This window comes from Dokdonella sp., assembly GCF_019634775.1.
Lineage (GTDB): Bacteria > Pseudomonadota > Gammaproteobacteria > Xanthomonadales > Rhodanobacteraceae > Dokdonella.
The window spans coordinates 1,119,697-1,144,527 of record NZ_JAHCAS010000001.1; the positions used below are offsets into that span (position 1 = coordinate 1,119,697).

The 24,831-nt window shown below is 68.7% G+C and carries 18 protein-coding genes; 7 read left to right on the forward strand and 11 right to left on the reverse strand.

What is annotated here, in order from left to right; genetic code table 11:
• The first annotated feature begins 134 nt into the window (after positions 1–134).
• From KF907_RS04805 to KF907_RS04815, 3 genes are all read left to right on the forward strand, one after another.
• The gene (locus KF907_RS04805; RefSeq protein ID WP_291218724.1) at positions 135–1,193 is read left to right on the forward strand and encodes a CDP-glycerol glycerophosphotransferase family protein; all 1,059 of its coding nucleotides are present in this window, start codon (positions 135–137) and stop codon (positions 1,191–1,193) included.
• Positions 1,193–2,929 (forward strand): ArnT family glycosyltransferase, encoded by a 1,737-nt coding sequence (locus KF907_RS04810; RefSeq protein ID WP_291218726.1) that lies wholly within the window; start codon positions 1,193–1,195, stop codon positions 2,927–2,929. The genes KF907_RS04805 and KF907_RS04810 overlap by 1 nt, the downstream gene beginning before the upstream one ends.
• 395 nt (positions 2,930–3,324) lie before the next feature.
• The gene (locus KF907_RS04815; RefSeq protein ID WP_291218728.1) at positions 3,325–5,307 is read left to right on the forward strand and encodes a serine/threonine-protein kinase; all 1,983 of its coding nucleotides are present in this window, start codon (positions 3,325–3,327) and stop codon (positions 5,305–5,307) included.
• A gap of 179 nt (positions 5,308–5,486) precedes the next feature.
• Here the strand turns inward: KF907_RS04815 and KF907_RS04820 are convergent, their stop codons facing one another.
• The 7 genes from KF907_RS04820 to KF907_RS04850 all read right to left on the reverse strand — a co-directional run bounded on the left by KF907_RS04820 (position 5,487) and on the right by KF907_RS04850 (position 15,269).
• Positions 5,487–7,730: a 3'-5' exonuclease gene (locus tag KF907_RS04820; protein WP_291218731.1), complete on the reverse strand. Its 2,244-nt coding sequence runs from the start codon at positions 7,728–7,730 to the stop codon at positions 5,487–5,489.
• Between the two features lie 27 nt (positions 7,731–7,757).
• A complete protein-coding gene (locus tag KF907_RS04825; protein WP_291218733.1) occupies positions 7,758–8,378 on the reverse strand; it encodes a TIGR00645 family protein in 621 nt (206 codons plus the stop codon).
• Between the two features lie 63 nt (positions 8,379–8,441).
• On the reverse strand, positions 8,442–8,651 hold the full coding sequence (locus tag KF907_RS04830) for a hypothetical protein (protein WP_291218735.1): 210 nt from the start codon (positions 8,649–8,651) through the stop codon (positions 8,442–8,444).
• A 255-nt stretch (positions 8,652–8,906) separates the two neighbouring features.
• Positions 8,907–12,257: a DEAD/DEAH box helicase gene (locus tag KF907_RS04835; protein ID WP_291218737.1), complete on the reverse strand. Its 3,351-nt coding sequence runs from the start codon at positions 12,255–12,257 to the stop codon at positions 8,907–8,909.
• Between the two features lie 178 nt (positions 12,258–12,435).
• Positions 12,436–12,945, reverse strand: a complete 510-nt coding sequence (locus KF907_RS04840) for a hypothetical protein (RefSeq protein ID WP_291218739.1) — start codon at positions 12,943–12,945, stop codon at positions 12,436–12,438.
• Positions 12,946–13,080: 135 nt separating this feature from the next.
• The gene (locus KF907_RS04845) at positions 13,081–13,788 is read right to left on the reverse strand and encodes a response regulator (RefSeq protein ID WP_291218741.1); all 708 of its coding nucleotides are present in this window, start codon (positions 13,786–13,788) and stop codon (positions 13,081–13,083) included.
• Positions 13,785–15,269, reverse strand: a complete 1,485-nt coding sequence (locus KF907_RS04850; RefSeq protein WP_291218742.1) for an ATP-binding protein — start codon at positions 15,267–15,269, stop codon at positions 13,785–13,787. The genes KF907_RS04845 and KF907_RS04850 overlap by 4 nt, the downstream gene beginning before the upstream one ends.
• A 172-nt stretch (positions 15,270–15,441) precedes the next feature.
• On the opposite strand from KF907_RS04850, the gene KF907_RS04855 reads away from it, so the two are divergent.
• Entirely contained in the window at positions 15,442–15,819 is a 378-nt protein-coding gene (locus KF907_RS04855) for a hypothetical protein (RefSeq protein ID WP_291218743.1), read from the forward strand.
• Positions 15,820–15,884: 65 nt separating this feature from the next.
• Here the strand turns inward: KF907_RS04855 and KF907_RS04860 are convergent, their stop codons facing one another.
• The 3 genes from KF907_RS04860 to KF907_RS04870 are packed head-to-tail and all read right to left on the reverse strand — an operon-like array spanning position 15,885 to position 18,692.
• On the reverse strand, positions 15,885–16,472 hold the full coding sequence (locus KF907_RS04860; RefSeq protein WP_291218744.1) for a class GN sortase: 588 nt from the start codon (positions 16,470–16,472) through the stop codon (positions 15,885–15,887).
• Positions 16,473–16,509: 37 nt separating this feature from the next.
• Positions 16,510–16,725: a hypothetical protein gene (locus tag KF907_RS04865; RefSeq protein WP_291218745.1), complete on the reverse strand. Its 216-nt coding sequence runs from the start codon at positions 16,723–16,725 to the stop codon at positions 16,510–16,512.
• On the reverse strand, positions 16,722–18,692 hold the full coding sequence (locus KF907_RS04870; protein WP_291218747.1) for a VIT domain-containing protein: 1,971 nt from the start codon (positions 18,690–18,692) through the stop codon (positions 16,722–16,724). The genes KF907_RS04865 and KF907_RS04870 overlap by 4 nt, the downstream gene beginning before the upstream one ends.
• 179 nt (positions 18,693–18,871) lie before the next feature.
• On the opposite strand from KF907_RS04870, the gene pdsR reads away from it, so the two are divergent.
• The 3 genes from pdsR to KF907_RS04885 all read left to right on the forward strand — a co-directional run bounded on the left by pdsR (position 18,872) and on the right by KF907_RS04885 (position 22,965).
• Entirely contained in the window at positions 18,872–19,561 is a 690-nt protein-coding gene (pdsR, locus tag KF907_RS04875) for a proteobacterial dedicated sortase system response regulator (RefSeq protein ID WP_291218748.1), read from the forward strand.
• A gap of 103 nt (positions 19,562–19,664) precedes the next feature.
• Entirely contained in the window at positions 19,665–21,656 is a 1,992-nt protein-coding gene (locus tag KF907_RS04880; RefSeq protein ID WP_291218749.1) for an ATP-binding protein, read from the forward strand.
• A 121-nt stretch (positions 21,657–21,777) separates the two neighbouring features.
• Positions 21,778–22,965 carry a sialidase family protein gene (locus KF907_RS04885; RefSeq protein ID WP_291218750.1) on the forward strand — a complete coding sequence of 396 codons (1,188 nt, stop codon included), beginning with the start codon at positions 21,778–21,780 and terminating at the stop codon, positions 22,963–22,965.
• Between the two features lie 66 nt (positions 22,966–23,031).
• Here the strand turns inward: KF907_RS04885 and KF907_RS04890 are convergent, their stop codons facing one another.
• Positions 23,032–24,780, reverse strand: a complete 1,749-nt coding sequence (locus KF907_RS04890) for a patatin-like phospholipase family protein (protein ID WP_291218751.1) — start codon at positions 24,778–24,780, stop codon at positions 23,032–23,034.
• Positions 24,781–24,831 lie beyond the last annotated feature (51 nt).

Genomic DNA, 24,831 nt, shown 5'->3' on the forward strand with positions numbered 1-24,831 from the left:
AAGCCGCGTGCAGGTGCTTGACCCGCATCGTCGTGCTTGGCTGGCTGCGGCAGGGATTGATCGGGGCATTCCTTGTTGCCATGCTTCGACTTTGTCCAGCGCCGGCTGCTTGTGGCTGGGCCTTGTGGAAGCCTATGCGGCGCTATCTCCTGTTTGCCTCCGAGCTCTATTCGCTGCCGATCCTGCGGCCCTTGGCCACGGCGATCCGGGCGCGTGGCGACGAGGCAGCCTGGTTCGTCTCCGCACAGTTGCTGCCATGGCTGCGCGACGATGAACGCCGCCTCGCCGACGTGCATGCCGTGCGCGCATTCGGACCGGACGCGGTGTTCTCCGCCAACAACTGGGTGCCGCATTTCTTTCCAGGCGCGAAAGTGCAGGTTTTCCACGGTTTCAACGTCGAAAAGCGCGCGCCCGAACGCGGGCACTTCCGGATCCGCAGTGTGTACGACCTCTATTGCACGCAGGGACCGGCGACGACCGTGCCGTTCCGTGAGCTGGCCGCGCAGCGCCGACACTTCGCCGTGGTCGAAACCGGCTGGCCGAAACTCGACCCCTTGTTCATCGATGCAGCGGAGCAGTCTCTGCGCCCGGTCGATGGGCGTGCGGTGGTGATGTATGCGGCGACCTTCACGGAGGAACTGACCTCGGCGCGTTCCCTGCTGACCGAGATCACGCGCCAAGTCGCACGCGGAGACCGCTACTGGCTGCTGACCCTGCACCCGAAGTCGGATCCCGCCCTGTTCGCGAAGTATCGAGCACTCGAAGGCCCCAATGCGCGTTTCCTCGATGCCACCCACCTTGTGTCGATGATGCGCGCCGCCGACGTGCTGGTTTCCGACACCTCATCGGTCGTGTCGGAATTCATCGTGCAGGGCAAACCGGTGGTGACCTTCCGCAACCGCGTGCCGAAGCCACACATGATCGACATTGCCGATCCGGCACGACTCGATGAGGCGCTCGCCGACGCCTTCGCACCTTCGGCGCAACTGCGGGCGAGCATTGCCGCGTATTCGGCTGACATCCACCCGTGGCGCGACGGCCGATCCGGCGCGCGCGTGCTGGCGGCGACCGATGCGTTGCTCGCCGGCGACCTCGGCCGGCTCGCGCCGAAGCCGATGAACCTCTGGCGCAAGCTGCAAGGGCGCATGCGTTACGCGCGCTGGCGTCGGCTTGCCGACGCGGACGCCGACTGATGAGTGGTCCGAGGCTGGCTGTGACGCCACGCTCCGCCACAGGCGTCTGGCTGCGCGATCAGGCCTGGCTGCCGCTGTGGACACTCGCCATGCTGGTCGCGATCTTCTCGACTGGTCTGATGCCGCTGTACTCCACGCGCACGCTCGGGGTGGCCTGGGAAATGTGGAGCGGCGGTCAGTTCCTCGTGCCGTACAGCAATGGCGAGCCGTACAGCCACAAGGTGCCGCTGCTGTTCTGGCTGATCCATGCCGGCTGGGCGGTCGCAGGTGTCGGTGATGTCTGGCCGCGCCTGCTCGAGGTCTGTCTGGGTCTGACCACACTGTTGCTCGCGCGCCGGCTCGCGCGCGTGCTGTGGCCGGACCAGTCGTCAGTGGCGCGGCTCGTGCCGTGGCTGCTTGCCGCGTTCTGCTATGCATTCCTGTTTGCGTTGCAGATCATGTACGAGCTGCTGTTGTGCGTCTGCGTACTCGGCGCGCTCAATGCACTGGTCGGACGCGACGCCGGACAGCGCCCGGCGTTTGCATGGTTTGCTGTCGCTGTCGGCGCAGGCCTCATGAGCAAGGGGCCGGTCATGCTGCTGCACGTCGCCTGTCCGTTTCTGCTCGGGCCGCTCTGGCATCCCTGGGCAGCGAGCGAGCGCCGGCACTGGTATCTCGGCGGTGGCCTCGCCATCGTCTTCGGCTGCATCGTGCTGCTCGCCTGGGCCTTCGCTGCCGCTCAAGCGGGAGGAGAGGCTTATCGCAACGAGCTGTTCTTCATGCAGACCGCCGGCCGCATGGTCGACAGCTTCGACCATGCGCGGCCGTGGTGGTGGTACCTGTCCATGCTGCCGGTGCTGGCCCTGCCCTGGATACTGTGGCCACGTGCCTGGCAGGCGGCCTGGCAGTTCATGCGGACGGAGCGCGGTGTCGGCTGGCGTTTCCTTGCTTGCTGGCTCGTGCCGGTGTTCGTCGCGTTCGCACTGGTCAGCGGCAAGCAGGCCTACTACCTGCTGCCCGAAGCGGCTGGTGGTGCGATGGTGCTTGCGGCCGGCGTCGCGTCGCTCGCGCGCCGCGACCGGCGCGCGTCGCGGATCCCCGGCAGCGCCTGGCTCGGTCTCGTCCTCGTCAGTGGCGCGACGGCATTGCTTTGCCTGCCGCAGGCGGTTGCGGCAGGGCGCGTCGAATCCATCTGGTACATCGATCTCGCCGCCGCCAGCCCGCTGTTCGCGCTCGCCGGCTTCGTCCTCGGCGCCACGCTGCTGCTGCCCGCGCGTGACGACGAAGCTGCATTGCGCCGCGTGTCGTCGGTGTCGATCCTCGCCACCGCCCTGATCTACATGCTGTTCGCGCAGACCCTGTGGCCGCGTTTCGACCTCACCCCCGCCGCCCGCCACCTGGGCGCCCTCGAACGCGCCGGCGTGCCGCTCGCCCACCTCGACATCTACCACAACCAGTTCTGCTTCCTCGGCCGCCTCGAGCGGCCGATCGCGGCCTTCCTGCCCGGCCAGGGCGACGATTGGGCCGCCGCGCACCCGGACGGCCGCGTGATCCACTACGTCCGCAGCCTGAGCGCCGACGACATCCGCCACGCCGAACTCGTGCAGCCGTTCCGTTCCGACTGGCTCGTCATCGAACGCGCCGACCATTGGCTCGCGCGAAAGCGCGGCGAAGCGGTCGCGCCGTCCACGTCGCCTCCCGCGCTGCATCCACCGGGCTACTGGCCCTATCGCGCACTCGGCGTCGACGAGCGCTGAAGCCGCTGCACGCATGCCGCCGGCGAGCCATGGTGTGGCGGCGAGCGTCGAATCCCTGCGCCGTGGCGCATCCCCATGACCCTGGTGCTGGACGGTTTCGCCCCACGACATCAGCCGATCTGGGGGCGGGCGGGACTCGCCTGCATCCGGGTTCATTGCTGCGGTGTCGGGAGGACGGCTCGCTTGTGCAACGCCACATGAACGGACGCCCGCCAGCGCCGGAACATTGACCCCGAGCCGCATGCACCTCCGTAGAATGCCAACTGCTTCACGGTTGCCATGTGAGCAATGCGGCCTTCGCGCTGCGAAGCACTGTACGTACCCCCGCAAGGTGCGGTGCTAGCATCCCCAACACGAATCACTTCACAACCGGCGCTTGGCGCCCTGGAGTAACGATGAAGACGCGTCTGGGTCACTATGACATCGTCGCCGAGCTGGGTCGCGGCGGCATGGGCGTGGTCTACAAGGGCCATGAGTCCTCGCTCAATCGCTACGTCGCGATCAAGGTGCTGGCCGATTCGCTTGCCCACGACGAGGGCGTGAAGGAGCGTTTCCTGCGCGAGGCGCGCAGCATGGCCGCGCTCAACGATCCCCACATCATCCAGATCTACTTCATCGGCGAGGACGAGGGGCAGACCTACTTCGTCATGGAGTTCGTCGAGGGCGAATCGCTCGGCAGCCTACTCAAGCGCGAGCACAAGGTTCCGGTGGCTTCGGCCGCGAAGATCGTCTACCAGACCGCGCTCGGCCTCGCGACCGCGCACGACAAGGGTGTGATCCACCGCGACATCAAACCCGGCAACCTGATGATCTCGAGCCGCGGTGCGGTCAAGATCGCCGACTTCGGCATCGCCCTGTCCAACCAGGATCTGTCCAAGAAGCTGACCTCGACCGGCGAGTTCGTCGGCACGCCGGGTTACCTTTCGCCCGAGGTCTGTCTCGGTCGCACGGTCGATCAGCGGTCGGACATCTTCTCGCTCGGCATCGTGCTGTTCGAGATGCTGGCCGGGCGCATGCCCTTCACCGACGAGTCGCCGCTCGGTCTCATGCTCGAGGTCGTGCGCGCGGAGATTCCGGATGTGCGCGAGCTCAATGCCGACGTCGACGAGAAGATCTCGTGGATCCTCTCGAAGATGATCGCCAAGGAGCCGGACGACCGTTACCAGAGCTGCCACGAGCTGGCGGCCGATCTTGCCGAGCATCCCTTCGTTGCCAAGGGTGGTCCGATCACGCTCGTGCCGAAGGTCTCGGCCGCGGCGGCGACCGTGGTTGGTGGACGTACGCCGGTGTCGGCGCAGCGGCCGCTCTCCAGCGTGCCGGTGACGCCGGCCGCGCCGATGGCGAACACGCGCATCACGCCGTCCGCCCAACCGATCCCGCCGGCCTATCAGCCGTCCGCGCAGACTGCGCCTGGCGTTGCGTCCGGGTTCGAGCGTCAATCCGTACTGGAGCGTTCGGCGCAGGCGCCGCGGCGCAGTGCTGCCCTGCCGCTGGCGATCGCCGCCGCACTCGTGGTCTGCCTGGCCGGTGGCGCGTGGGCGTTCCGTGATCGTCTCGGCTTCGGCGCCGGCGGAGCAGGCGGCACGCCGTCCCTGCCGCCGGCGGAGCCGACCGCGACGCTGGCGCCGGTCCAGCAGGCCGCGTCCGGCACGACGCCGGCGACACTCGTGGCCGACTCGACCCCCGCACCCTCGCAGTCGGCATCCGACGCGCAGGGCGTAGCCGCCACGAACGGCGATGCCCTGCCGACGACACAGCCTGCCGACTCGCTGGCGCAGACATCCGCTGCTTCGTCGCAGGGCGATGCCCTGGCCGATGGCCCGGGCCCGCGCGCCTCGCAAGCCGATGTCGAAGCCTTGCGTGACCTGCCGGCCGCGCGTGCCGCCGAAGCCGATGCACCGCAGATCGCCGTCGTCACGCCGCCGAAGAAGCAGACGCCGCCAGCGGCGCCGCGCGTTCCGACGATTGCCGTGGCTGCCGCCGGTGACGATGTCATCGCCGATCCGGCGCGCGATGCCATCGTGAATCTACTGCAGCGTCGCGGCTTCCGCGTCATCGAAGCCAACCTTGGCAATGGCAGCCAGCCGAACCTGCGCTCGATGCACGGTCGCGCCGACGCGGTGGTGTACGTGCATGCCAAGCCGGTCGGCTCGCAGGTGATGACCTACTACGGCCAGGCCTCGACCCTGTACACCGTGCAGATGGGTGTGAAGGCCTACCGCGTCTCCGACGGCAGCACGCTGTGGTCGAGCGGAGCCGAGCAGGTCAACTTCACCACGCTCAACGCAGCGGAAAAGGCTCAGGAAGCCGTCGATCCGCTGCTCGACGCGGTCGACCGCAATCTCGACGAGTTCCGCTCGCGCCGCGGTCGCGGTTGATCCGGATTCATCGTTGCTAAGACAAAGGCGGGCCTCGGCCCGCCTTTGTTTTTGTGGAGGGATCCATCGCTTCCGGCAGGAGCCCCTTCAGGGGCGATGCTGTTTCGGTTGCACATGGCGAAGAGCATCGCCCCTGAAGGGGCTCCTGCGCCGAGGGTGGGAGGTCGCGTTGTCCCGTCCTACGCCGGCTCGAGGTTCGCGTAGGCAAGCACCAGCCACTTCTGCCCGCCTTCCTCGAAATTGACCTGCACACGTGTGTGCGCGCCGGCGCCCTCGCAGTCGACGATGACGCCCGCACCGAAGCTCGCATGGCGCACACGCTGGCCGAGCTTCAGGCCCGGTCCGGCATCGAGGCGGGCATGCCCGGCCGCAGCCGCCATCGGCCGGCTGACCTGCACGCGCGGGCGCACCTCGTGGATCAGTTCGGCCGGGATTTCGCCGAGGAAACGCGACGGGCGGCCGTACATTTCCATGCCGTGCATGCGCCGCGATTCGGCGTAGCTCAGCACGAGCCTTTCGCGTGCGCGCGTGATGCCGACGTAGGCGAGACGGCGCTCCTCCTCGAGGCGACCCGGTTCCTCCATCGATTTCTGTCCAGGGAACAGGCCCTCTTCGAGGCCGACCAGGAATACCAGCGGAAACTCGAGGCCCTTCGCCGAATGCAGGGTCATGAGCTGCACGCAGTCCTGCCAGGCCTCGCCCTGCGATTCGCCGGCTTCGAGCGCGGCGTGGGCGAGGAAGGCGGCGAGTTCGGACAGGCCGGCCTCGATGTCTTCGGCCGTGCGTTCGAAACGACTGGCGACATTGACCAGCTCGTCGAGGTTCTCGAGGCGTGACTCGGCACTGGACCTGTCGCGCTCGTGGTATTCGCGCAGGCCGGACAACGCGATCGCGTGGTCCATCTGTTCGGCGAGGGGCAGGGAATGGGATTCGGGATTGGGGATTGGAGATTCGGGAACACCCGCTTCTTCGAATTTCGAATCCCGAATCCCGAATCCCGAATCTCCGTTGCAGTCGCGGGCGAGGCCATCGACCAGCACGAGGAAGCCGCGCAGCGCGTTCCTCGCGCGCGCGGCCAGCATGCTGTCGCCGAGTTCGGCGAGCGCGGCTTCCCACATCGACGTGGCCTCGCGGCGTGCGCGCCCGCGCAGCAGGTCGATCGTGCGGTCGCCGATGCCGCGCGGCGGGGTGTTGACGACGCGCTCGAAGGCCGCGTCGTCGTGACGGTTGCCGACCAGGCGCAGGTAGGCCAGCGCATCCTTCACTTCGGCGCGGTCGAAGAAACGCTGGCCGCCGTACACGCGGTACGGGATGTCGTTGCGGATCAGCAGTTCCTCGAAGTTGCGCGACTGCGCGTTCGAGCGGTACAGCACGGCCACGCTGCTCGCCGGCTGGCCGCTGCGGATGACTTCCTGGATGCGTTCGACGACGAAGCGCGCTTCGTCCTGTTCGTTGTAGGCGGCGTACAGCGCGATCGGCTCGCCGCGCTCGCCGGCGGTCCACAGTTCCTTGCCGAGGCGGCTCGGGTTGTTGGCGATGACCGCGTTGGCCGCGCCGAGGATCGTCGCTGTCGAGCGGTAGTTCTGTTCGAGGCGGATCGTCGTCGCGCCGGGGAAGTCGCGCAGGAAGTGCTGCACGTTCTCGACCCGCGCGCCACGCCAGCCGTAGATCGCCTGGTCGTCGTCACCGACCACGAACAGAGAGCCGGTCTGGCCTGCGAGCAGGCGCACCCAGGCGTATTGCAGCGCATTGGTGTCCTGGAACTCGTCGATCAGCAGGTGCCGCCAGCGCTCCCGGTAGTGTGCGAGCAGGGTTTCATCGTGCAGCCATAATTCGTGTGCACGCAGCAGCAGCTCGGCGAAATCGACCAGGCCGGCGCGCCGGCAGGCATCCTCGTAGCCGCGGTAGATGTCGAGCAGGGTCGCCGCGATCGGGTTGCCGCCGGTCTCGATCGCATCGGGTCGGCGGCCCTCGTCCTTCTGCGCATTGATGTACCAGGCCGCCTGGCGCGGTGGAAAGCGCGCCTCGTCGATGTCGAGGCCGGCCATCGTGCGCTTGACCAGGCGCAATTGGTCATCGGCATCGAGGATCTGGAAGGTCTCGGGCAGACCGGCCTCGCGCCAATGTCGGCGCAGCAGACGGTGGGCGATGCCGTGGAAGGTACCGACCGTGAGTCCGCGCGCCTCGCCGACCAGCATACCGGCGCGCGTGCGCATCTCGGCGGCGGCCTTGTTGGTGAAGGTCACTGCGAGCACCGACCACGGCGACTGCCGTTCGACTTCGAGCAGCCAGCCGATGCGGTGCACGAGCACGCGCGTCTTGCCGGATCCGGCGCCGGCGAGCACGAGGTGATGTCCCGACGCTGCGGTGACGGCCTCGCGCTGGGCCGGGTTCAGCCCTTCGAGCAGGTGGGAAACATCCATCGCGCGATTGTAGTGGCGCGATGGTCCTCAATGCCCGCCGTTCGCCCTCGCCTTGTGTGGCGCTCCCTGCATGATGCGGTCGGTAAGGGCGATGCCGATGGCGGAGAGGATGAACACGCAATGGATGATGGTCTGCCAGAGCACACCGGTCGGAGTCAGTGTCGCGCAGTTCGGGTTCATCGCGGTGATGTCCTTGATCGCGACGAGCTGCTCGGGCGTGCAGAAATCGAGGCCACCCAGCGTGCCCGCGGCGATGAAGGTCTTGAGCAGGTGGATCGAGGAGATGCCGATGATCGCCATCGCCAGCTTGACCTTGAGCACCGAGGCGTTGACGTGGCTCAACCACTCGGGCTGATCCGGGTGGCCGTCCAGGCCGAGACGCGAGACGAAGGTCTCGTAGCCGCCGACGATGACCATGATGAGCAGGTTGGAAATCATCACCACGTCGATCAGGCCGAGCACGATCAGCATGATCTGCTGTTCGCCGAAGCCCACCGCACCGTGGATCAGGTGCCACAGTTCCTTGAGGAACAGGAACACGTAGACGCCCTGGGCGACGATCAGGCCGAGGTAGAGCGGCAACTGCAACCAGCGCGAGAAGAAGATCAAGCGTGGCAGTGGGCGCATCGCGTGGTCGTCGAACGGCATCGGGGTTCCGGATCGGGAGACGGGCCGGCGATTCTACGCGAGCAGCATGCTCCTGCGTCCGTTTCAGGTCGCCGGGCGATGGCCAAGCAGGCGCGCCGGCAGCATGAGCAGCGCCGTGACCAGGGCAACGATCGCGTCCATCAGCGCGCCGACGATGCGGAACGGAATCGACAGCAGCCACAGGATCGGCCACAGCACGAGCAGCACCAATGCCACCGGCCAGCACAGCACCAGCACGATCGCCCACAGCAACAGCACGCCAAGGAATCGCATCGCCCTCACTCCCGTCGCCGCCAGCCGGCTGCGTCGATGGTGGGGCCGGTTGGAGGCATCGACAAGGATGACGTTCGGCAGGGGGCCTGTGGAGGAATGGATGACGCATCGGCGGCCAACCATCGCGTTCGGCAATCAACCGCGAGGCCGGTCAGGCGTTCCCACGCAGGCCATGTCGGGTGATGAAGGATCGGCAACACCGATGGTGACGAGCGGTCCGCTCCCCGTGCATGACTCTCGACTTGATGGCCGCGGCTACAACGGCGCGAACAACTCGGCGAGGTCGCTCTCGTCGAAGCGCAGGCTCTGCGTGCTGCCGCCTTCGAGGACGGCGGCGGCGAGGTCGGCCTTGCGCTGCTGCAGGGCCTGGATCTTCTCCTCGACCGTGCCGGTGCAGATCAGCTTGTAGACGAACACCGGCTTGTCCTGGCCGATGCGGTGCGCACGGTCGGTGGCCTGGGCCTCGACGGCCGGGTTCCACCACGGGTCGTAGTGGATCACGGTGTCGGCGGCGGTCAGGTTGAGACCGACGCCGCCGGCCTTGAGGCTGATCAGGAACAACGGTACTTCGCCGGCCTGGAATCGTTCGACGAGTTCGGCGCGCTGCGTGCCGGGCGTCTGCCCGGTCAGGGTCTGCCACGGCTGGCCGCGCGCGTCGAGCGCCTCGCCGATCAGGGCGAGCATCTCGGTGAACTGGCTGAAGACGAGGATGCGCCGGCCTTCGGCGACGAGGCTGTCGGTCAGATCGAGCAGCAGGTCGAGCTTGGCCGAGCCTTCGACCTTGCGTGCGCCTTCGAGCTTGACCAGGCGCGGATCGCAGCAGGCCTGGCGCAGCTTGAGCAGGGCGTCGAGCACGACGATGCCGCTCTGCGCGAGGCCGCGCTTCTGCACCTCGGCGAGCACGCGCTCGTGCTGGGCGAGGCGCAGCGTCTCGTAGAGCTCGCGTTGCGCACCTTCGAGTTCGACGTTGCACGGGATGAAGGTTTTTTCTGGCAGGTCGGCGAGCACATCCTCCTTGCGTCGGCGCAGCAGCAGCGGGGCGATGCGCCGACCCAGGCGTTCGCGCCGTTCGACGTCGCCGTGCTTCTCGATCGGCGTGCGGTAGAAGCGCACGAAGTCGCGCTCGCTGCCGAGCAGGCCCGGCTCGACCGCGTCGAACTGCGCCCACAGTTCGCCGAGGTGGTTCTCCAGCGGCGTGCCGGTCATGGCCAGGCGCCGCGCGGCCGGGATCGTGCGCACGATGCGCGCGGCCTGGCTCTTGGCGTTCTTGATCGCCTGCGCCTCGTCGAGCACGAGCAGGGCGTAGTCGTGGGCGATCAGTTCCTCCTGGTCGCGCGCGAGCAGGGGATAGGTCGTGATGACGAGGTCGTGGCGCGGGATCGCCTCATGCAGTCCGCCACGCGCGGGTCCGTGCAGGACCAGCACGCGCAGGTCCGGGGTGAAGTGTTCCGCCTCGCTGCGCCAGTTGGCGACGAGGCTGGTTGGCGCGACCACGAGGGCGGGTCGTTCGAGGCGGCCACGCTGCTTCTCGGCGAGCAAGTGGGCGAGCACCTGCACGGTCTTGCCGAGACCCATGTCGTCGGCGAGCACGCCGCCGAGGCCGGCATCGGCAAGGAAGCCGAGCCAGGCCAGGCCGTCGCGCTGGTAGCGACGCAGCGTCGCCGTGAAGCCGGGCGGTTCACTGGCTGGTTCGCGAGCCTCGCGCAGGCGTTCGATCTGCGTGCGCAGGCGTTCGCCGCCGCGCCAGGCCAGCCCGCTCGAAGCAGCCAGCTCATCGATCACGCCAGCATGTGCGCGCAACAGGCGCAGGCCGCCGCGTTCGGGATCGACCTGCACCGGTGGCGTGCTCTCCAGCCATTCGAGCAGCGGCGCGATCAGCCGGCGCAGACGCGCCAACGGCAACGGCACGCGCCGGCGTGCATCGATCGGCACGAGCCACACCGCGTCCTCGGCCTCGCCCTTGCGCGGTGCCAGTGGGAATGATGGATCGGCGAGCAGGTTGCGCAGCACCGGCAGCAGGTCGATGCGCTCGCCGGCGACGTCGATGCCGAGGCTGACGTCGAACCAGGCATTGCCCTCGTCGGCGACTTCGGCATGCCACTGCTCCGGTTCATCGAGCAGTTCGAACGGGAAGCCGGACTCGCTCTCGAGGCGGAAGCCTTGGTCGCGCAGGCGCGTGGCCAGGGCGAACAACTGCTCGGCCGGGGCGATCTGCGCACGCCGCGGTTCGAGCACGAAATCGCTGTGGCCGAGTGTGTGGCGGCCGAGGCCCGGGATCGACGGCAGCATGCCGGCTTCGACGAAGCCGAGTTCCTCGAGGCGTTCGACCGCGGCGATCTCGGCCGAACGGTCGCGCACGATTTCGAGCAGGCGGCCTTCGTGCATGCGCCGTTCGCGCGCGGCGGACGGCGCGTACGGCAGGCGGGGGCCGGCGTAGTCGAAATCGAGCCGGGCCACACCGGCCTGGTAGCGCAACGGCGCGCCGTTGACGTGGGCGAGTTGCGGAAACGCGCGCAGGGTCAGCACCGGCACCGGCACCACGCGATGTGCTTCGGCCGCGGCCGGTCGAGCCGGTTCCGGCAGCTTGCTGGCGACGGCGGTTTCGCGCAGGCGGTCGGCGACCAGTGGCGCCTGTTCGGGCAGCAGTGGCGGTGCGCGCAAGGCGGCTTCGACCAGGCGTGCATCGCCGTCGACGCGGCCGAGCTCGCGGGTGATTTCGTCGAAGTACCAGACGCCATCGATGCGCAGCAGGCGCGTCTTTGCCGAGTCGCCACCGAGGCGCGCGATCAGGGTCTGGCTGCCATCAGCTTCGGTGCGCCAATCCCAGCCGAGTGCGCGTGGCGCAGCCAGGGTGACGCGACCCTTCGACGGCTTGTCCACGAAGCAGGGATGGCTGGCGATGAGGATTTCCAGCAGTGACTCGTCGCGCAGGCCGGTCAGCGTGTACCACGCGCCACTGCCGGTATAGCCGGTGACGCCCATGCGCAGGCGCGCGACGTGCTCGAACTGTTCCGGCGTAAGCCGCTCCCAGGGATCGCCGCCGTAGTAGTAGCCGTGGCCGATCGGTTGCGGTGAGCCGAGCCCACCCTTGCGGTTGGGCTTGAGCCACACCGGCTGCACCAGCAGGTGTGGCAGCGCGCCCTCGCCGAGGCGCAGGAGGATGCCGAACACCTGGGCCGGATCGGCGACGGGCTTGCGTGACAGCGGCGCGCGCGCGGCTTCCAGCGATTCGAACCAGCGCTTCCAGGCGCCGAGATCCACGCCCTTCTGCGTGCGTGCTTCGGTTTCGATGTCGGGCAGCGGCGCACCGAGCATTTTCAGGGTGATCGCGGCGACATGCTTGCACTCGCCTTCGAGTGGGCAGGTGCATTGCGTGTCGAGCAGCGGCCGCGCGCCCTGCAGGGCGATGCGCACGCCGGCCGTGTAGGGTTCGGTGGCCGTGCCGTCGACCTGGCCGATCAGGACCCCGGCGCTGTCGTCACTGCTGTAGCGCAGCGTGCGCACATGCCCCTGGCGCACGTAGTCGGCTCCCTTGTCGAGGGTCGGCCGATCGAGCACCGAGGTGACGCTGCGGGTCAACAGCTGGCGGAAAACCGACTCGTCCATGCCTGGCGACGTCCGGAAGGCGGATGCGAACCGGCGATCGTGCCCGTTGCATGCGCGGACGTCCAGCGAGGAACGGACCGAGGCGATTCCCGGCCCGATGCTGCGTCGCATCGGTCGCCACGACGCACGGCGGATCGAACCGTGCGCGTCGCAATCTGACAGCGGTGGGCCAGTTGGGTCAGATACGCGCGATCAGCGCCTCGGCTTCCTCGTGCAGGGTGTTGACCACGGCGTTGTCGAGCACCTTGCGCAACTGGCGGCGGTACTCCGGCAGGATTTCAAGGAAGTCGGCCTGGCTGTCGCAGCGCTCGAGCTTGAGCGTGAACAGGAAGGAGCGCAGACCGAGATGGTCGACCACCGTGTTGTTCATGAACTTGCGCGCGGTGGCGGCCGGCGTGATCGCGTCGGCCGGCAGTACCACCGGATCGACCGACGCCGGGCCGGACTCGTTGGCCGCCTCCTTGGTCGGGCCGCTGCCGCTGAACTCGATCAGGCCAGCTTCGGCCAGCTCGCCGATCAGGCCGGCGACGTCGCCGAAGGATGCAAACTGGCGGCGCACCTCGCCGAGCTGACGCTGGCCATTGATGGCGATCAAGACGGTGCGGTGGCGGGGGCCGAGGTGATGTGAGCGGTTTTCGATTTCCTGGCGGCCCGCCTCGGTCTTCACGGGAATGACATTGTCGAGCATGGCTTTGATCTCCCTGGGTTGGTGGCGCGCGTCAGGGCGGGCCCCCGGAGAGTGCAGCAATTTCCGTGCCGTTCGCGTTCCTGGCGGCCCCGGATTCGTCCTCGCAGGTGCCGAAAGGAGGGTGGATCGGCTGCGTCATGGGGTGGATGGCTCGGATGCGTCCCCTTGCCCAGGTGGCTCGAAGCGGTACCCGACCCCGTACACCGCGGCGATCGGGTCGACCCCGACCTCGTCGAGCTTGCGGCGCAGGTTCTTGACGTGGCTGTCGACCGTGCGCTCGCTGACCACGCGATGGTCTTCATACAGCGCGCCGATGAGCTGGCTGCGCGAGAACACGCGGCCGGGCTGGCTCGACAGCTTGCGCAGCAGGCGGAACTCGCTCGGCGTCAGCACCAGCGGGCGGCCATGCACGCGCACCTCGAAGCGCTCCTCATCGAGCACGATCGCCTGCGTCGCGGATGGTGCCGCCGCATGGGCCGCGCGGCGCAGCACGGCCTTGACGCGCGCGACCACCTCGCGCGGACTGAACGGTTTGCAGATGTAGTCATCGGCGCCGAGTTCGAGGCCGAGCAGGCGGTCGATCTCCTCGACGCGCGCGGTGACCATCAGGATCGGCAACGACGAGAAGGCGCGCACGCCGCGGCAGATCGACAGGCCATCGGCACCGGGCAGCGAGATGTCGAGCAGGATCGCGTCGGGGGCGTGGCGGCGTACCCATTCGACCGCACCGTCCCCGCGCCCGAGCACGCTGACCCGGCAGCCGGCGGCGACCAGGTAGTCGCGCAGCAGCGCGGCGAGTTTCGGTTCGTCCTCGACGATCAGGACATGTGCCTGGGTGTTCATGTGGAACTCCCTGCAAACGGAAGGCAAACGCGAATGCACAGGCCGCCGAGCGGCGAGGGTGTCGCCGCGATCGTGCCGCCATGGGCCGCCACGATCGCCGCGCAGATGGCCAGGCCGAGGCCGGCGCCGCCAGCCGCCCGGTTGCGCGAATCGTCGACGCGATACAGGCGGTCGAACAGGTGCTCCAGCGCCTCGGTCGGTACGCCGGGTGGCGTGTCCTCGACGGCCAGGCAGGCCTGTCCGTTGCCGCGTTCGACCGCCACCCGGATGGATCCGGGGGCATCGGTGTAACGGCGCGCATTGGCGAGCAGGTTGTCGAGCAGCTGGCCGAGGCGGCGCGCGTCACCGCGCACCGGCGGAACCTCATCGAGCACGGCTTCGAGGGCAAGGCCGGCATCGGCAAGCGCGTGGCGGTGCATGCCGAGCGCATCACGCACGACCTCGGCGAGATCGAGCGCCTCGAAACGGTATTCGAGCGCACCAACGTCGGCGAGGGCAAGCTGGTAAAGATCCTCGACGAGGCGGCTGAGCCGCTCGCATTCCGCGTTCAGCGAGGCGAGTGCGTCCGCTGTCGCCGTTCGCACACCGTCCTGCAGGGCCTGGATTTCTCCGCGCAGGATGCTGAGCGGCGTGCGCAATTCGTGGGCGATGTCGGCACCCCAGCGCCGGCGTGCGTCGCGGTGCTGCTCGAGCGTCGCGGCGAGGTGGTTGAAGTCGTCGGCGAGTGCGCCGAGTTCGTCACGCCGCGCATGGTCGATGCGCGAGGCGTAGTCGCCGGCGGCCAGCGCACGCGTGCCGCTGGCAAGTGCGCGCACCGGCCCGAGCAGCCAGCGCGCGAGGGCGAAGGCGAGCAGCAGGGCACCGGCGAGCACGGCACAGGCGGCGATCAGTGCGCCGTTGAACTGGTCGCGCGCGAAGGCGAGTTCGGCATCGCCGCGCGGTTGCGGCAGCGAAGCGAGGCGCAGGGTGCCGATCGTCTCGCCGGCGGTGATGACCGGCAGGCTCGGTGCTCCGGCACCGACCTCGGCGTTGCCGGCGACGTGGGCGCCGCTGGCGTCGAGCAGTTGCACGCGCCCGGCCAGGCCGGGTGGGCCGAAGCGCGGTACGCCGGGTGGCGGACCGGCGTGGAACGGGGGCGGCTCGCGCCGTTCGAATCGAGAGCGCTCGTCCGGCCCGGCCTCGCCGTGCAGGCGAGGATCGAATCCCGGTGGCGGTCCGCTGCCCCGCAGGCGGCGCCCGTCCGGATCGATCAGATCGGCGAAACGCCGCGGATCGCCGCGCAGGAAATCCCAGCCGCCGTTCTCGGCATGTGCTGCGGCGAGGCGCAGCGTGGCCGGCTGCAGGCGTTCGAGCGCGACCTCGTTGAGATAGCCGATGAAGCCACGACGGAAACTCTGCTGCTGCCAGACCACGAAGCCGGCCAGCGCGAGTGTGCTGAGCAGGGCGATGGCGAGGAACAGGCGTTGCCAGAGTCGGAACATCGTGCGCGCTTAGTCGCGTGGCCATCACGCGGTGCCCGCAACGATACCGCCGCTATCGGTGCCGGCGTGCGGTTTCCACGCTTTTTCCTTGATTGCTGCGCAGCGGCTGCGCATTCGTGGCCGAGCATGCAAGGCCGTTCCGACTCCCTTCCGCTTCAGCGGTCCGACTGCCATGAACCGAATGATGTTCCGCCTCCTGTTCGCTGCCCTTGCCGTTATCGCCACCTCGGCACAGGCCCAACCTGGCCAGCGGCCCGGCGTCGCACCGCTCGCCCTCGCCCCCGGCTTCGATGCCGCCACCGCGAAGGACGTCCGCCGCATCGAAGCCGAACGCCGTGATGCCCATGACCAGCTTGCCATCCGCCAGCGCGCTGAGCACGCGCGCATCGACGAGGAAGCAGACGACAAGCTGCGCAAGCGCCTCGGTGACGACGGCTGGCGCAAGTACCTCGAATGGCGCGCGCAGGCGATGCCGCCGCGTGGGGCGCGGGGTGGGCGCGGGCCAGGCGGCGAGCATGCGGTGCGCGGCGGCGGACCACGCACCGACTGAATACCGCAGCGCGCACGCCCGGATCGTGGCCGCGCCCGGCCCGTGCACGAACCCCGCCGGTTACATCACGCACCGGTGCTCGTTGCCGCTGCCTCGACGACATAGCGCAACGGTCCGCGCGCATCGATCGCGTCGAACGGCCAGCAGGTCACCAGCAGCAGTCCGTCGATGTCGGTCGAGGTGTCGATGCGCGTGGTGCGCGCATCGACGACGCGCATCGAGCGCACGCGGTAGTGGCGCGTGCCGTTGCGCGTTTCGACCGCGAGAGCATCGCCGCTGACGAGGTCGGCAAGGAAACGGAAGTGCGTGTCGCGGTGTGCACTGACCACGCCGAGACCGATCTCGCCGGGTAGCGCGGTCGATCCGCTCCAGCCCGGCGCGAAGGCCAGCGCGCGTCCGTCGTCGCCGCCGAGCACGATGCGTGTCACGGCCAGGCGCGGCACGATCAGGCGCGCGACTGGCGCCGCGTCGGCCCAGGGCCACGGCGCGTGGGTGCCGCCGTCGACGAGCGTGCGGGCCCAGGCGCGTTCGAGCAGCACCTGGGCGAGCCAGGCTTTCGCATGCACGTAGCCGGCATCGACGCACAGGGCGATGCCGAGCACGGCGCTGGCGATGGCGAGCAGGTGGGTGCAGCGGTTGCGGCGGGTGGTCATCGTTCGATGCTCCGATTCATGTCTTCCGCAGGAGCTCCTACAACACCCGCCAATCGGGGCTGGGATCCTCGTGCGCGGGCGTTTGCGGCGATGCGTCGACGGTCTCGCACGGCGGCGGGACGACGAAGGCTTCGCCGCCGAGCCATTCGAGGACATGCAGGGTGTCGGCCTCACCGGTGCGCATGGCGGCGCGGCGGATGCGGAACGTGCGGGGCAACAGGGTCATCATGGTGTTCTCCTGGCGGTCGGTCATGACCACGGCTGACGGCGCGCGTGGGCGGTGAAGGCGAAGGCCAGCAGCAGGCACAGCAAGCCGAGCAGCAGACGGCGTGGCGCTGGCGTGGCGGTGGTGGCGAAGCCGAGCCCGTCGGCCGGCCGGCCGTTGGCGATGCGGTGCGAGACGAGGTCCTCGTCGAGTGTGCGCACCGGCGTCTGCTCGATCGCGACGAGACTGGTGTGGCGCGTGACCAGACGGTGTTCGATCGCGATCGCAGTGATGGCCTTGCGCATCGCATCGGCATCCGCGCCCAATTCGACCGATTGCTCGAGCGTGTCGATCTTGCGCTGCGCCCACAGACGCACGATGCCGCGCGAGCGTTCGGCACGGACCAGCGGCAGCGACGCCTGCCATGGCGCGCCGGCCATCAGGCCGCGCGCCTGCATATTGGTGCCGACCGCGCCGAGTCGGGCCACGACCATCAACGGCTCGCCGGCATACAGGTCTGGCAGGCGTGCCGGCCAGGTTTCGGTACCGGCTGGCCAGTCGAGCGCGAGGTCGCGCAGGGCCGGTTTTTCCAGCTTGTCGAACAGCGTACGCATGGCCGGGCCGACTTCGTCGAGGCCGCGGATCAGGGTCGCCGTGCCGCGCCCGAGCGTAGCCGCGCGGTGGATGAACTGCGCGTTCGGCGCGCTGCCGATGCCGACCGGAAACAGGCGCGATTCGCCGAGCTGCGCGTCGATCAGCGTGTACAGCGCCGCCGCGTTTTCGATCGCGCCGTCGGTGGCGAACACGACCTGGCGCAGATAACCGGCCGGCGCATTGCCGGCGAAGGCGCGCGCCAGCGCCGGCGCCATCTCGGTGCCGCCGCTGGCGACGAGCGAGGCGACCCACTCGCGCGCGAGTTTGACGTCATCCGCTGTCGCCGCCACTGCCTGATCGAACAGCGCCTCGGTGCGCGAGTTGAACTGGATCACGTTGAAGCGGTCGGCTGGCGTCAGTTGCGACAACGCGAGGTCGAGCGCGGCACGCGCCTGGTGGATCGACGCGCCCTCCATCGAGCCCGAGGTGTCGATGACCAGGATCAGCTCGCGCGGCAACGGATTTGCCAGTTCGGCGCGCGGCAACAGCATGAGCAGGGCGTAGGTCTCGTTGCCGGCGACTTCGGTGAGCACGGCCGAGGCCGGCGTCGCACCGAGGCGTGGCGTCCATTCGAGGACGAAATCGCGTTCGGCCGGCACCACACCGTCGGCGAGGGTGATCGTGTGGCGGCCACTGCGCTCGGCGACGGCGATGCGATGGCTCGCGCTCTCGACGCGGGCGAGGGCGACGCCGGCTTCGAGTTCGACCGTGATCGCAACGCGCGGCGCTGATGCGGTGTGCGCATCGCCGGCATCGTCGGCCGCCTTGTCCGACGGGCCGCGATAGCGCGGCGTGTAGGTCAGCGGCAGCTCGAGGCGGAAGCGCTCGTCGCGGTAGTCGACGCTCTGCCACCAGCGCACGTCGACGGCGATGGTCTCGCCCGGCGCGATGTTGGCGACGGCGGTGCGGAACAGGTGGGCGCGATCGTTCTCGATCAGGGCGGCGCGCCGGCCGCTGGCGGCGGCTTCGACATAGGCTGCGCGCGCGGCCTCCTTCTCGCGGATCTCGCCGACGATGCGGCGCTGGCCGACGCGCAGTTCGAGGTCGTGCACGGCCGCACCGTCCGGCAGCGGCAGCAGGTACTGCGCCTCGATCCACTGGTCGGAGTCGTTGCGGAACCGCTGGCGGATCGCCGCTTCGGCAACCAGGCCGGCGACTTCGTAGCGCACCTCGCTGTCGAGCGCGACCAGTTCGAAGCTGCGCCCATCGCGCGCGGTCGCCGAGAAGGTGGCGAAGCCGCCGTCGGCGCGCGCCGAGGCGGCGAAGCCGAGCAGCAGGACGATGACGGCGAACAGCGTGCGCAACGGCTCGAAACCACCTTCGAGGTCGGTGTCGCGGTCGCGGTTGTCGGCGGTGCGCATGGCGGGTCTCCTCGTGGGCGGGGCCATTCGAGGCGCACGCGCGGGCGGGCCGCCGCCGGCCGTCGGTCATGACGCTGACGGCTTGTGGCAATTCAAGGGCAGTGAAGCGCCACGCATTGCGCGGTCGCGTCGGCGCTGCGTAAGCTGGCCGCGTCAACCAGCATCGGAGCGGGAATCGCATGCCGCGTCGCATCGCCATCGTCGAAGACGAGCCACTGATCCGAGCGAACTACGTCGAGGCGCTTGGCCGCATTGGCTACGAGGTGCGCGGTTACGCCTCGCGCGGCGAGGCCGAGACCGCATTCGCCCAGCAGATGCCCGAACTGGTCGTGATCGACGTCGGCCTCGGCGATGAACCGGAAGGCGGCTTCGATCTCTGCCGCCATCTGCGTGCAAAGTCGGCGACGTTGCCGATCCTGTTCCTGACCGCGCGCGATTCCGATTTCGACGTGATCTCCGGCCTGCGCCTCGGCGCCGATGACTACCTTGCCAAGGATGTCTCCCTGCACCAGTTGGCCGCACGCATCAGCGCGCTGTTCCGGCGCATGGAAGCGCAACGCAAGCCGGCCCCGGCCGACAGCGTGCACGAACAGGGCCCGCTGCGCCTCGAAGCCGAACGCATGCGCATCCTGTGGAACGGCAGCGAAGTGCCGCTGACCGTCACCGAGTTCTGGATGGTGCACACTCTGGTCCGCTTCCCCGGTCACGTGAAGAGTCGCGAGCAACTCATGCGCGACGCCCAGGTGGTCGTCGACGACCAGACCATCACCTCGCATATCAAGCGCATCCGCAAGAAATTCCTCGCCATCGACCCTGCCTTCGACGCGATCGATACGGTGCATGGAGCGGGGTACCGGTGGAAGGGTTGAGAATGAGGTTCGGGAATGGTTGAAGCGGGCTTTCGCCCTGGTTGATGACCTGCGTCCACTCGTTTGCCCCTGACCATTTCCCTGTTCCCGATTCCCCATTCCCATGCGCCTACGACACAAGCTCCTCCTGGTCGCATTGGCCACGCTGACCCTGCCGTGGGCGGGCTGGCAGTTCGTGCGGCAGACCGAAGCGGTATTGCGGCAGGGGCAGGAGCAGACCCTGCTTGCGTCGGCGAGCACGCTGGCGCGGGCGCTTGGTGCGCTCGATGTCGGTGTGCCCGCCGCGGGTTCCATGCTGTACGTGCACCCACGCCGTGAGGCGCTGCGCATCGACGGCTATGCCGGTGATTGGCAGGCCTTGCGCCCATTTGCGCAGCGGTTTGGCACCGATGGACGTGTCGAGCTCATGCTCGCCGGCGACGCGCAGTGGCTTTATCTCTACGCCCGCGTGCGCGACACGACGCGGGCGCGTGCCGATGCGCGCGACCCGGCCGGTCTGCGCGCCGATCGCATCGAGCTCGAACTTGCGCGCGGCGACGAGGCGCGTCGCTACCGCATCGCCAGCGCCGCGCCGGGCAGTTTCGACGCCCCTGCATCCGCACCGGTCGCCAACCTGCCGGATCGCCTGCTCGGCGAATGGCAGGACGACGGTTCGGGTTACAGCATCGAACTGCGCCTGCCGCGCGTGTTCGCACCCGAGAAGATCGGTTTCGTCATCCATGACGAGGGCGATGGCGATCTAGCCGTGGATGCGCTGCATCTGCTCGGCTACAGCGACGACGATGCGCGCGTGCTTGCGCGTCTGGTGCCTGACCACGTGCGCGCACGCCTGCTCTCGAGCGACGGCTGGGTGGTTGCCGCCGGCGGTGTGCTCGACGAGACGCCGCCCGAGCGGTCGCGCGAGGGCTGGCTTGCCGAGGCCGTCTACCGCTGGCTGCTGGCACCTCCGGCGATTTCCGACGACGCTGCCGTGGCTGACATCGGCGCCGAGGTGCGCTTCGATGATGACGCCCTGCGACCGGTTCTTGCCGGTACCCCAGGCACTCGCTGGCGCAGTGCCGCCGATGGCACGGTGCGTCTCATCGCGGCCGTGCCGTTGGCCGACGCCCGCGGTGCACTGGTTCTCGAACAGGCCAACCCGGCCGTGCCGGCCCTGACCAACCGCGCCTTGCTGAGTCTGCTCGGCGCGAGCCTGACCGCGTTCGCCGTGACTGCCATCGTGCTGCTTGCCTTCGGCGGCCTGCTGTCCTGGCGAATCGCACGGCTGCGCAACGCAACCGAGCGCGCGACCGGAGCCGGGGGGCGACTCGATGGTGCCTTGCCGCTGGTCGATGCGAAGGACGAGCTCGGTGACCTCGCGCGCAGCTTTGCCGCATTGCTCGACGAGATCGGGCACTACACCGACTACCTGCGCACGCTGGCGGCGAAACTCTCGCACGAACTGAACACGCCGCTGGCGATCGTCAAGTCCTCGCTCGACAACCTCGATCACCAGGATCTCCCCGCCGCTGCGCACGCCTATCTCGAACGTGCGCGTGATGGCGTCGCTCGGCTCGGCGGCATCGTGCGCGCGATGAGCGAGGCCCACCGCATCGAGCGTGCGATCGCCGCGGCCGACGCCGAGGATTTCGACCTGCACGCACTCGTCGTCGGTTGCACAGAGGGCTATCGCGCACTGGTTGGCACGCGCCGGCTCGTGCTCGACGCCGATGGCGCGGCGTTGCCGTTCCATGGAGCGCCGGAGCTGCTTGCACAGGCACTCGACAAGCTGTTCGACAACGCACGCTCGTTCACGCCCGAATACGGAACGATCGAGATTCGCCTTGCTGCGCGCGACGGTGGCGTGCGCCTCGCCATCGCCAACGACGGCCCGCTGCTGCCGGCGACGATGCAGGATCGTCTGTTCGATACCCTGGTCAGCGTGCGTGAGCCGGCCACGCGCGGCAGCGAGCCACCGCATCTTGGCCTCGGCCTGACCGTCGTGCGCCTGGTCGCCGAACTGCACCAGGGTCGCGCACAGGCACGCAACCGCGAAGACGACAGCGGCGTCGAATTCATCCTCGACCTGCGCGGCATGCCGCGCAGGCGGTTGTGAACCGTATCAAGTGGAAAAGCATCGCGGCCGAAGCTGCTCCCACAAGGCGGATATTTTGTGGAAGAACCGCCGCGATGGAGTCCAGGATTCAAGCGATGGCCACGCACCGGGGACCCGTCGGATGAAGCAAGTGCCGCTGTTCACGATCCTCCTGGCGCTGTGTTGCGCCAGTGCCATCGAAGCCGCACCGGTCGCGATCACGCCGGGTTTCAGCGACTACCAGCCCTCGGTGATCCGCACGCAGGAGGGTGTGCGCCTGCTTGTGTTCGAACGCCTCGATGGCAGCGCCTGGGGCAACCTGTGGATCACGCGCTCGAGCGACGGCGGCGAGACCTGGAGCGCGCCGCAGCCGATCATCGCGACCTCGGCCAACGAGCGGCATCCGGCCCTGCTCGAGCTTGCGCCGTCCAGGAGTCCGTCGGACCTGGATGGTCGAGGCGAAAATTCGGCCGCGCGAGGGCGGATAATCGACGATGCGCCGGCCTGTAGTGGCGCTGCAGGCCAAGAAGCGGCGGAAATCCCGCACCGCGCGGACGGATCGGCAGCCCGGCCATGCCAAGTCCGACAGGCTCCTGGCTACGCGCTGTTCTACCTCAAGGGCACGGGCTCGACCGCCTCGTACCGCATCATGCGCGCGACCAGCGGCGACGGCCTCACCTTCACCGAGCAGGGCGCACTCAACCTCGGCTGGGCGAGCGGTGGGGAGATCAACCCGCATGTAATCCGCCACGCCGACGGCACGCTGACCATGAGCTACCAGCGCCTCGGCGCCGGTTCCTACATCGCGCGCTCGTTCGACGGCGGCGTGAGCTGGGATACGCTGCGCACGCCGATCGCCACCGGCAGCCAGCTGCCGCGCATCACCTATCGGGAGAGCGACGGCCTGTATCTCGCCAGCTACCAGGTCGGCAGCACGGCGTTGTCGATGCACATCAAGACGACAACCAACCCATATGACTGGAGCACGATTCCGCAGGACTTCGCCAGCAACGGCAACCACCACGACTCCCTGCCCGTGGTCATGCCCGACGGCGCCTTCGCCGTGTTCTGGATCGCCGCCAATGGCAGCCAGTTCGACCTGCGCGTGCGTCGCTCGCTGGATGGTTTCGCTTGGCAGCCAACCCGTGTGATCACGTCCACGCCGACCGAGGATGATGTGCAGCCGCACCCGTTGGTCGGCGATTCGGCGGTCATGCTCGAACTCTACTGGGGCCGCGCAGCGCCGGTCGGGCAGAACAACTTCCGTATCGTCCGCGATGCCGCAGTGGCGGTGATGGACGATGTGCTGTTCGCTGACGGCTTCGAGTGATGCCCGTCATTGCGACATCGGTAAACAACCTCGGTGCCTGCCACGATCCGCTGCCGCTGTGGGCGATCACACCGCCACGGGCACCTGCTCGTACAGGCCATCCTTGCGTCCGCCGATGATGCGCAGGGCGTACTGGTAGCCCGCTTCGACGGTGCGATCGTAGGCGCGCCAGTCGAGCAGGGCGGTTTCACGTACCGGCGGGGCGAGCAGCAGGTTGGCCAGCGCACGGCGTTCGTCACTGGCGCGCTCGGCGTTGACCATGCCCGATCGCACCAGGATGTCGACGATGCCGGGGCGACGCCCGCTGCGGCGCTCGAGCAGCAGGCGCCACCAGGAGGGCGTGGCGAACTCCTCGATGGGTGAATGCAGCACGTCGCCGGCGCTGATGTCGATGGCTGCGATCGCGCCGGCATGACGTGCGGCCATGACGTCGGTCGGCAGGTTGTTGATGACCGCGCCATCGACGTGCACCTGGCCGCCGTGCAGCACCGGTGGTAGCACACCGGGGATCGCGCAGCTCGCACGCAGCCACAGCCACAGTGGACCGTCGAGGTGCGTGTCCAGATGGCCCGTGCTGAGGTTGGCCGAGCAGCAGTAGAACGGCAGGACGAGGTCGGTGATGTCGCGCGCGCCGAACTGCGCGCGCAGCAGGTGGGCGACGCGCGCGCCACGGGTCAGTGCCACCAGCGGCAGCGTGTAGTCGCTGAGCGGACGGCCGGCGACGAAGGCGCGCCGGTAGTTGTCGAGCATTTCCTCGTCGCTCCACTCCAGTGCCACGCCCGCGCCGATGATCGAGCCGATGCTGGTGCCGCCGACACGGTCGATCTCGAGCCCGGCCTCGCGCAGCGCCCGCACCACGCCGATCTGGGCGAAGCCACGTGCGCCGCCGCCGGACAGCACGAGGCCGAGGCTGCGTCCGGTGAGCAGGCGGGCGATGCGACGCACGTCGCGCGCCTCGCGCACGTGATGGTGGTCAAGGCCCGGGGTCAGCGCGAGCCAACGGCGTGCCGCACCGTTGCGCAATGTGCCGCGGTGCAGGAGGACGAGCTGGCAGGGTGGTGCCAGCGTGCCGCCGGCATCGGGACAGACCACGGTCGACCACGGCACGGGTTCGCTGGCGGCATCGGCAAGCAGCAACACCGCATCGGCCTGGCGTCGGCACAACGCCTTCCATTCGACATCACCGTCGGCGACATAGACGACGAAGCGCGTGCGCTCCTCGATCTCGCCGAACCAGGTGCTCAACTGGCCAAGCCCGAGTGCCGCGTCGACCAGTATGGTTTCACCGAACTCCTGCAGGGCCGCGACCAGGCGTTTGGCAAAGCCGTGGGCATCGACGCCATCGTCGTGCGGCAGTACCGCCAGCGTGCGTGGTGCCGAGCGTGTCGATTCGGTGCCGCGCGCGTTGACCCGACGCAGGGCCTGGCGCGCGGCCTCGAACATGGCCTGCGGGTGATGTTCGATGAGCTTCTCGAAATCCGCACGCGACAAGCGCAACAGCTCCGAGTCACGCAGTGCACGCGCGGTGGCGTTGCGTGGCGTACCGAGCAGGAGACCGACTTCGCCGACCGTTTCGCCGGCCGAGATCGTGCCGACCAGCACGGCCGGTTCGGTGCCTTCGCTGCGGAACGCGCCGAGACTGCCGCTTTTCAGCACGTACAGCGCGTCGCTTTCCTCACCCTGTTCGAACAGCACGGCGCCGCCGGGCAGGGCGAAGTACTGCAATTCGTGTTCGAGCCCTGCCAGCGCGGCTTCGTCGAGCGGGCGGAACAGGGGCAACGAATGCAGCATGTCGCGCAGCGGATGTGGGTGCACACAACCCTCCCGGTCGGCCCATGCGCTTGATTTTGCGCCAACGACCCGCCA

What these genes read in the sequence shown, in the direction of transcription:
- KF907_RS04805 (WP_291218724.1), top strand. Translation starts at nt 135, where the DNA reads ATGCGGCGCTATCTCCTGTTTGCCTCCGAGCTCTATTCGCTGCCGATC.
- KF907_RS04810 (WP_291218726.1), top strand. Translation starts at nt 1,193, where the DNA reads ATGAGTGGTCCGAGGCTGGCTGTGACGCCACGCTCCGCCACAGGCGTC.
- KF907_RS04815 (WP_291218728.1), top strand. Translation starts at nt 3,325, where the DNA reads ATGAAGACGCGTCTGGGTCACTATGACATCGTCGCCGAGCTGGGTCGC.
- KF907_RS04820 (WP_291218731.1), bottom strand. Translation starts at nt 7,730, where the DNA reads ATGGATGTTTCCCACCTGCTCGAAGGGCTGAACCCGGCCCAGCGCGAG.
- KF907_RS04825 (WP_291218733.1), bottom strand. Translation starts at nt 8,378, where the DNA reads ATGCCGTTCGACGACCACGCGATGCGCCCACTGCCACGCTTGATCTTC.
- KF907_RS04830 (WP_291218735.1), bottom strand. Translation starts at nt 8,651, where the DNA reads ATGCGATTCCTTGGCGTGCTGTTGCTGTGGGCGATCGTGCTGGTGCTG.
- KF907_RS04835 (WP_291218737.1), bottom strand. Translation starts at nt 12,257, where the DNA reads ATGGACGAGTCGGTTTTCCGCCAGCTGTTGACCCGCAGCGTCACCTCG.
- KF907_RS04840 (WP_291218739.1), bottom strand. Translation starts at nt 12,945, where the DNA reads ATGCTCGACAATGTCATTCCCGTGAAGACCGAGGCGGGCCGCCAGGAA.
- KF907_RS04845 (WP_291218741.1), bottom strand. Translation starts at nt 13,788, where the DNA reads ATGAACACCCAGGCACATGTCCTGATCGTCGAGGACGAACCGAAACTC.
- KF907_RS04850 (WP_291218742.1), bottom strand. Translation starts at nt 15,269, where the DNA reads ATGTTCCGACTCTGGCAACGCCTGTTCCTCGCCATCGCCCTGCTCAGC.
- KF907_RS04855 (WP_291218743.1), top strand. Translation starts at nt 15,442, where the DNA reads ATGAACCGAATGATGTTCCGCCTCCTGTTCGCTGCCCTTGCCGTTATC.
- KF907_RS04860 (WP_291218744.1), bottom strand. Translation starts at nt 16,472, where the DNA reads ATGACCACCCGCCGCAACCGCTGCACCCACCTGCTCGCCATCGCCAGC.
- KF907_RS04865 (WP_291218745.1), bottom strand. Translation starts at nt 16,725, where the DNA reads ATGACCGACCGCCAGGAGAACACCATGATGACCCTGTTGCCCCGCACG.
- KF907_RS04870 (WP_291218747.1), bottom strand. Translation starts at nt 18,692, where the DNA reads ATGCGCACCGCCGACAACCGCGACCGCGACACCGACCTCGAAGGTGGT.
- pdsR (WP_291218748.1), top strand. Translation starts at nt 18,872, where the DNA reads ATGCCGCGTCGCATCGCCATCGTCGAAGACGAGCCACTGATCCGAGCG.
- KF907_RS04880 (WP_291218749.1), top strand. Translation starts at nt 19,665, where the DNA reads ATGCGCCTACGACACAAGCTCCTCCTGGTCGCATTGGCCACGCTGACC.
- KF907_RS04885 (WP_291218750.1), top strand. Translation starts at nt 21,778, where the DNA reads ATGAAGCAAGTGCCGCTGTTCACGATCCTCCTGGCGCTGTGTTGCGCC.